The 6,736-nt window shown below is 43.5% G+C and carries 7 protein-coding genes; 6 read left to right on the top strand and 1 reads right to left on the bottom strand.

Features of this window, described 5'->3' with window-relative positions:
* The 3 genes from SMIDD26_RS13055 to SMIDD26_RS06720 form a co-directional block, all read left to right on the top strand.
* The coding region (locus SMIDD26_RS13055; RefSeq protein ID WP_246746962.1) for a matrixin family metalloprotease at positions 1–359 on the top strand (359 nt) is incomplete at its 5' end.
* Between the two features lie 38 nt (positions 360–397).
* Positions 398–2,245 carry an excinuclease ABC subunit UvrC gene (gene uvrC / locus SMIDD26_RS06725; RefSeq protein WP_061439631.1) on the top strand — a complete coding sequence of 616 codons (1,848 nt, stop codon included), beginning with the start codon at positions 398–400 and terminating at the stop codon, positions 2,243–2,245.
* Positions 2,235–3,068 carry a metallophosphoesterase family protein gene (locus SMIDD26_RS06720; protein ID WP_061439630.1) on the top strand — a complete coding sequence of 278 codons (834 nt, stop codon included), beginning with the start codon at positions 2,235–2,237 and terminating at the stop codon, positions 3,066–3,068. The genes uvrC and SMIDD26_RS06720 overlap by 11 nt, the downstream gene beginning before the upstream one ends.
* A gap of 64 nt (positions 3,069–3,132) precedes the next feature.
* Here SMIDD26_RS06720 and SMIDD26_RS06715 read toward each other — a convergent pair whose 3' ends face one another.
* Positions 3,133–3,933, bottom strand: coding sequence for an amino acid ABC transporter substrate-binding protein (locus SMIDD26_RS06715; RefSeq protein ID WP_061439629.1), 801 nt, complete (start codon positions 3,931–3,933; stop codon positions 3,133–3,135).
* A gap of 170 nt (positions 3,934–4,103) precedes the next feature.
* On the opposite strand from SMIDD26_RS06715, the gene SMIDD26_RS06705 reads away from it, so the two are divergent.
* From SMIDD26_RS06705 to SMIDD26_RS06695, 3 genes are all read left to right on the top strand, one after another.
* A complete protein-coding gene (locus tag SMIDD26_RS06705; RefSeq protein ID WP_061439627.1) occupies positions 4,104–4,709 on the top strand; it encodes a nitroreductase family protein in 606 nt (201 codons plus the stop codon).
* Positions 4,710–4,722: 13 nt separating this feature from the next.
* Positions 4,723–6,123: a dipeptidase PepV gene (gene pepV / locus SMIDD26_RS06700; RefSeq protein WP_061439626.1), complete on the top strand. Its 1,401-nt coding sequence runs from the start codon at positions 4,723–4,725 to the stop codon at positions 6,121–6,123.
* Positions 6,124–6,176: 53 nt separating this feature from the next.
* Positions 6,177–6,736 (top strand): uracil-DNA glycosylase family protein (locus SMIDD26_RS06695; protein WP_061439625.1); only part of this gene is annotated, 560 nt, incomplete at its 3' end.

Raw genomic sequence — 6,736 nt, 5'->3', positions numbered from 1 at the left:
GGAATCAAACTGGTGCTTTTAACTTTGAACTCGTGACTGAGTCTAGTAAGGCGGATATCTTGGCTACTGAGATGAATGACGGAGGCACTCCTGTGGCAGGAGAGGCAGAAAGTCAGACCAACCTCTTAACAGGGCAATTCTTGTCTGTCACGGTACGGTTGAATCACTATTATCTGTCCAATCCTAACTATGGCTATTCCTATGAGCGCCTTGTCCATACTGCAGAACATGAGTTGGGGCATGCGATTGGCTTGGACCATACAGATGAGAAGTCTGTCATGCAACCTGCGGGTTCCTTTTATGGTATCCAGGAAGAGGATGTCGCAAACCTCCGAAAAATATATGAGACTAGTGAGTAGGGAACAATCTTTCCCTACTTTTTTGCTATAATGGAATTATGAATAACTTGATTAAATCAAAACTAGAGCTCTTGCCGACCAGCCCTGGTTGTTACATTCACAAGGATAAAAACGGCACCATTATCTATGTAGGAAAGGCTAAAAATCTGCGTAACCGCGTGCGGTCCTATTTCCGTGGAAGTCATGATACCAAAACAGAGGCTCTGGTGTCTGAGATTGTGGATTTTGAATTTATTGTTACGGAGTCCAATATTGAGGCACTTCTCCTAGAAATCAATCTAATTAAGGAAAATAAGCCTAAATACAATATTATGCTCAAGGACGATAAGTCCTATCCCTTCATCAAAATCACCAATGAACGCTATCCTCGTTTGATTATTACCCGACAGGTCAAGAAGGACGGAGGTCTCTATTTTGGACCTTATCCAGATGTGGGGGCAGCCAATGAAATCAAGCGACTGCTGGATCGGATTTTCCCTTTTCGCAAGTGTACCAATCCACCTTCTAAGGTCTGTTTTTACTACCATATCGGCCAATGTATGGCTCACACCATCTGTAAGAAGGATGAGGCCTATTTCAAGTCCATGGCCCAGGAGGTCTCTGATTTTCTGAAAGGGCAAGACGACAAAATCATTGATGATCTTAAGGGAAAAATGGCAGCTGCAGCCCAGACTATGGAATTTGAACGCGCGGTGGAATACCGTGACCTGATTCAGGCCATTGGAACGCTTCGAACCAAGCAACGGGTCATGGCTAAGGATCTCCAAAATCGCGATGTCTTTGGCTACTATGTGGACAAGGGCTGGATGTGTGTTCAGGTTTTCTTTGTCCGTCAGGGAAAACTCATTGAGCGGGATGTCAATCTCTTTCCCTACTACAATGATCCGGATGAGGACTTTTTGACCTATGTGGGACAATTTTATCAAGAAAAATCTCATCTGGTTCCCAATGAGGTACTGATTCCGCAGGATATCGATGAAGAAGCCGTTAAGGCTTTGGTGGATACCAAGATTCTCAAGCCCCAGCGTGGAGAGAAAAAGCAGCTGGTCAATCTAGCCATAAAAAATGCCCGAGTCAGCCTAGAGCAGAAATTTAACCTGCTAGAGAAATCTGTCGAGAAGACCCAAGGGGCTATTGAAAATCTAGGACGCTTGCTCCAAATTCCGACTCCAGTTCGCATCGAGTCCTTCGATAACTCCAATATCATGGGAACCAGTCCTGTTTCAGCCATGGTGGTCTTTGTCAACGGCAAACCAAGTAAGAAGGATTATCGTAAGTATAAAATCAAGACTGTCGTTGGGCCAGACGACTATGCCAGTATGAGAGAAGTCATTCGTAGGCGCTATGGTCGAGTACAGCGTGACGGTTTGACTCCTCCAGATTTGATTGTCATTGATGGAGGACAAGGTCAAGTCAATATCGCCAAGCAAGTCATCCAAGAGGAGCTGGGCTTGGATATCCCCATTGCAGGTCTGCAAAAGAATGACAAGCACCAAACCCATGAATTGCTCTTTGGAGATCCGCTTGAGGTGGTAGAGTTATCTCGCAATTCTCAGGAATTTTTCCTCCTCCAACGTATTCAAGATGAGGTACACCGCTTTGCTATCACTTTCCACCGCCAACTGCGCTCTAAAAATTCCTTTTCATCTCAATTGGATGGGATTGAAGGTCTGGGACCTAAACGCAAGCAGAATCTCATGAAGCATTTCAAGTCTCTGATCAAAATCAAGGAAGCAAGTGTGGATGAGATTGTCGAAGTCGGTGTGCCGAGACTTGTCGCAGAAGCTGTGCAGAGGAAGTTGAACTCGCAGGAAACAGAAACCTTGCCTCAAGTGGCAGAAGAAAGAGTAGAATACCAAACGGAAGGAAACCACAATGAACCATAAAATCGCAATTTTATCAGATATTCATGGCAATGCAACTGCACTAGAAGCAGTGATTGCAGATGCTAAAAATCAAGGAGTCAGTGAATACTGGCTTCTGGGAGATACTTTTCTTCCTGGTCCAGGCGCAAATGACTTAGTCGCCCTGCTAAAGGACCTTCCTATCACAGCCAGTGTTCGAGGCAATTGGGATGATTGTGTCCTGGAGGTCTTGGATGGGCAATACGGTTTAGAAAATCCGCAAGAAATCCAGCTTATGCGAATGACTCAGTTTTTGATGGAGCGAATGGATCCTGCAACGATTGTCTGGCTACGAAGCTTGCCTTTGCTGGAAAAGAAAGAAATTGACGGACTGCGCTTTTCTATCTCTCATAATTTACCTGACAAAAACTATGGTGGGGACCTACTGGTTGGAAATGATACAGATAAATTTGACCAACTGCTAGATGCGGAAACCGACGTGGCAGTCTATGGTCATGTTCACAAGCAGTTGCTTCGTTATGGCAGTCAAGGGCAACAAATCATCAATCCAGGTTCGATTGGCATGCCCTATTTTAACTGGGAGGCGTTAAAAAATCACCGTGCCCAGTATGCCGTGATAGAGGTTGAAGATGGGGAATTGGTAAATATCCTATTTCGTAAAGTCGCTTATGACTATGAATCGGAGTTAGAATTGGCCAAGTCCAAGGGACTTCCCTTTATCGAAATGTATGAAGAGCTACGAAGAGAAGATAACTATCAGGGACACAATCTGGAATTATTAGCCAGCTTAATAGAAAAGCATGGGTATGTAGAGGATGTGAAGGATTATTTTGATTTTTTGTAAAAGTTTCCTAAAATAACTAATGCAAACTAAAAACGATTGGGCCAGCCAATCGTTTTTATATATCTTATTGTAACTGAGATGTATCTGGAAGATAAGAACCACCTAGGTAGGTATTGCTGAGTTTTTCAAGGGTTCCGTCTTGGTAGAGTTCTTTGAGTGCTTTATCAAATTGCTCTTTAAACTCTTTCTGGTCGCTTGAGAAAACGATATAGTTGCTGGGGCTATCGGCAGAAGGCAAGTCAACCACAGAAAGGTCTAAGCCACGGTCCTTGATAATCTTTTGAACGGATACCTTGTCAAAAACGAGGAAATCAAATTCGCCGTTAGAGAGGTCTAGGATTCGTTTACCAATATCTTCGCCAGAAAAATCGATAGTAGCAGGATTGTCAGTGTGTTTCTGATTCCAGTTATTGATGAATTGAGCGTTTGAAGTTCCGGTATCCTCTTGCGTTGTTTTACCAGCAATTTGGTCAAGTGAAGTCAAAGGATTTTTCTTGTTGCTGACGAGGACGAGGGGATTGTTTGAAATTGGAAGTGAGTAGAGGTATTTTTCAGCACGCTCTTTTGTGTAACTCAAGTTATTGGCTGCAGCCTGATAGTGACCAGAATCAAGTCCTGGGAAGATACTTTCCCAAGCAGTTCTTTGGAATTGAATCTCGTAGCCGCTGAGTTTTTCATCCACTGCCTTTAGGACTTCAATATCGAAGCCTGTCAGATTGCCCTTGTCTTCGTAGTCAAATGGTGGCACATCGCCAGCTGTAGCAACGACGATTGTCTTTTGAGAGTTGGTTGCTTTGGGTGTAGCTTGATTCCCACAGGCAACCAAAAATGGTAGGATAGCTAGTAATAGGCTAAATTTTTTCATAATGTCTCCATTCAAATGTAAAGTACTTGCTAGTTTATCAGAAACTTTCTTGATGAACCAATATATATTTTTTATGGCTGTAATAAAAAATCTTAATCATGAAAAATCCCTGCAAGCTCTTTCAAATTATGGTAGAATGGAAGCAGTAGAATTAGAAAAGGAAATCAATTATGAAATTTCTTGAATTAAATAAAAAACGTCATGCGACTAAGCATTTCACTGATAAGCCAGTTGATCCAAAAGATGTGCGTACGGCTATCGAAATTGCAACCTTGGCACCAAGTGCCCACAACAGCCAGCCTTGGAAATTTGTAGTGGTGCGTGAGAAAAATGCAGAACTAGCAAAATTGGCTTATGGTTCCAACTTTGAGCAGGTATCATCAGCACCTGTAACCATTGCCTTATTTACAGATACAGATCTGGCCAAACGCGCTCGTAAGATTGCCCGTGTCGGTGGTGCAAATAATTTCTCAGAAGAACAACTTCAATACTTCATGAAGAATTTGCCTGCCGAGTTTGCGCGTTACAATGAACAACAAGTCAGCGACTACCTAGCCCTCAATGCAGGTTTGGTTGCTATGAACTTGGTTCTGGCTCTTACAGATCAGGGAATCGGATCAAATTTGATCCTTGGATTTGACAAATCAAAAGTCAATGATGTTTTGGAAATTGAAGACCGTTTCCGCCCAGAACTCTTGATCACAGTGGGTTATACGGACGAAAAATTGGAACCAAGCTACCGCTTGCCAGTAGATGAAATCATCGAGAAAAGATAGAAGGAAGAAAAAAATGACAGCAATTGATTTTACAGCAGAAGTAGAAAAACGCAAAGAAGACCTCTTGGCTGACTTGTTTAGCCTTTTGGAAATCAACTCAGAACGTGATGATAGCAAGGTTGATGCTGAACATCCATTTGGACCTGGTCCAGTAAAAGCCTTGGAGAAATTCCTTGAAATCGCAGACCGCGATGGCTACCCAACTAAAAATGTTGACAACTACGCAGGACATTTTGAGTTTGGTGAAGGAGAAGAAGTTCTCGGCATCTTTGCTCATATGGACGTGGTTCCAGCTGGTAGCGGTTGGGACACAGACCCTTACACACCAACTATCAAAGACGGTCGCCTTTATGCGCGTGGAGCTTCTGATGATAAGGGACCTACAACAGCTTGTTACTATGGCTTGAAAATTATCAAAGAATTGGGCCTTCCAACTTCTAAGAAAGTTCGCTTTATTGTCGGAACTGATGAAGAATCAGGCTGGGCAGACATGGACTACTACTTCGAGCACGTAGGTCTTGCCAAACCAGACTTCGGTTTCTCTCCAGACGCTGAATTCCCTATCATCAATGGTGAAAAAGGAAATATTACTGAATACCTCCACTTTGCAGGAGAAAACAATGGAGCCGCTCGTCTTCACAGCTTTACAGGTGGTTTGCGTGAAAATATGGTACCTGAATCAGCAACAGCAGTCGTTTCAGGTGATTTGGCTGACTTGCAAGCTAAACTAGATGCCTTTGTTGCAGAACACAAACTTAGAGGAGAACTCCAAGAAGAAAACGGTCAATACAAGGTGACGATCATTGGTAAATCAGCACATGGTGCTATGCCTGCTTCAGGTGTCAATGGCGCGACTTACCTAGCTCTCTTCCTTAGCCAGTTTGACTTTGCTGAACCAGCTAAAGATTACCTTGACATCGCTGGTAAGATTCTCTTGAACGACCATGAGGGTGAAAATCTCAAGATTGCCCATGTGGATGAAAAGATGGGTGCCCTTTCTATGAATGCTGGTGTCTTCCGATTTGACGAAACAAGCGCTGATAATACCATTGCCCTTAACATCCGCTATCCAAAAGGAACAAGTCCAGAACAAATCAAGTCAATCCTTGAAAACTTGCCAGTTGCTTCTGTTAGCCTTTCTGAACACGGTCATACTCCTCACTATGTGCCAATGGAAGATCCACTTGTGCAAACCTTGTTGAATGTTTATGAAAAACAAACTGGTCTTAAAGGTCACGAGCAAGTCATCGGTGGTGGAACCTTTGGTCGCTTGCTCGAACGCGGAGTTGCCTACGGTGCTATGTTCCCAGACTCGATTGATACCATGCACCAAGCCAACGAATTTATCGCCTTGGATGATCTTTTCCGAGCAGCAGCAATCTATGCCGAAGCTATTTACGAATTGATCAAATAAAACGATAGAAGTCTGAGATTGTATGCTTAGACTTCTTTTTGGAGGGAAAGTAGATGTCTCAAATTGAAAGAATCAAGCAGGCTATCATGGCGGATCCGCAGAATGCTACCTATACAAAGCGTGGCATCGAGCCTCTCTTTGCAGCGCCAAAGACTGCTCGCATCAATATCATCGGTCAAGCGCCTGGTCTTAAAACCCAAGAAGCAGGACTTTACTGGAAGGATAAGAGTGGTGACCGCTTGCGGGACTGGCTAGGTGTGGATGAGGACACCTTTTACAATTCAGGTTATTTTGCTGTTTTACCTATGGATTTCTACTTTCCAGGGCATGGTAAGTCAGGTGACCTGCCACCTCGAGCAGGTTTTGCTGAAAAATGGCATCCGCAACTCTTGCAAGAATTACCAGATATTCAATTGACCCTCTTGATTGGCCAATATGCCCAAGCCTACTATTTACATGAGAAAATCAGTGGCAAGGTAACAGAACGGGTAAAACATTACCAGAACTACTTGCCAACCTATTTTCCACTAGTTCACCCCTCACCGCGAAATCAAATCTGGATGGCCAAAAATCCTTGGTTTGAGTCAGAAGTGGTGCCAGAGTTGAAAAAAAG

It is taken from the genome of Streptococcus mitis, assembly GCF_001579035.1.
GTDB lineage: Bacteria > Bacillota > Bacilli > Lactobacillales > Streptococcaceae > Streptococcus > Streptococcus mitis_J.
This window is presented reverse-complemented; position numbering and strand designations above follow the sequence as displayed.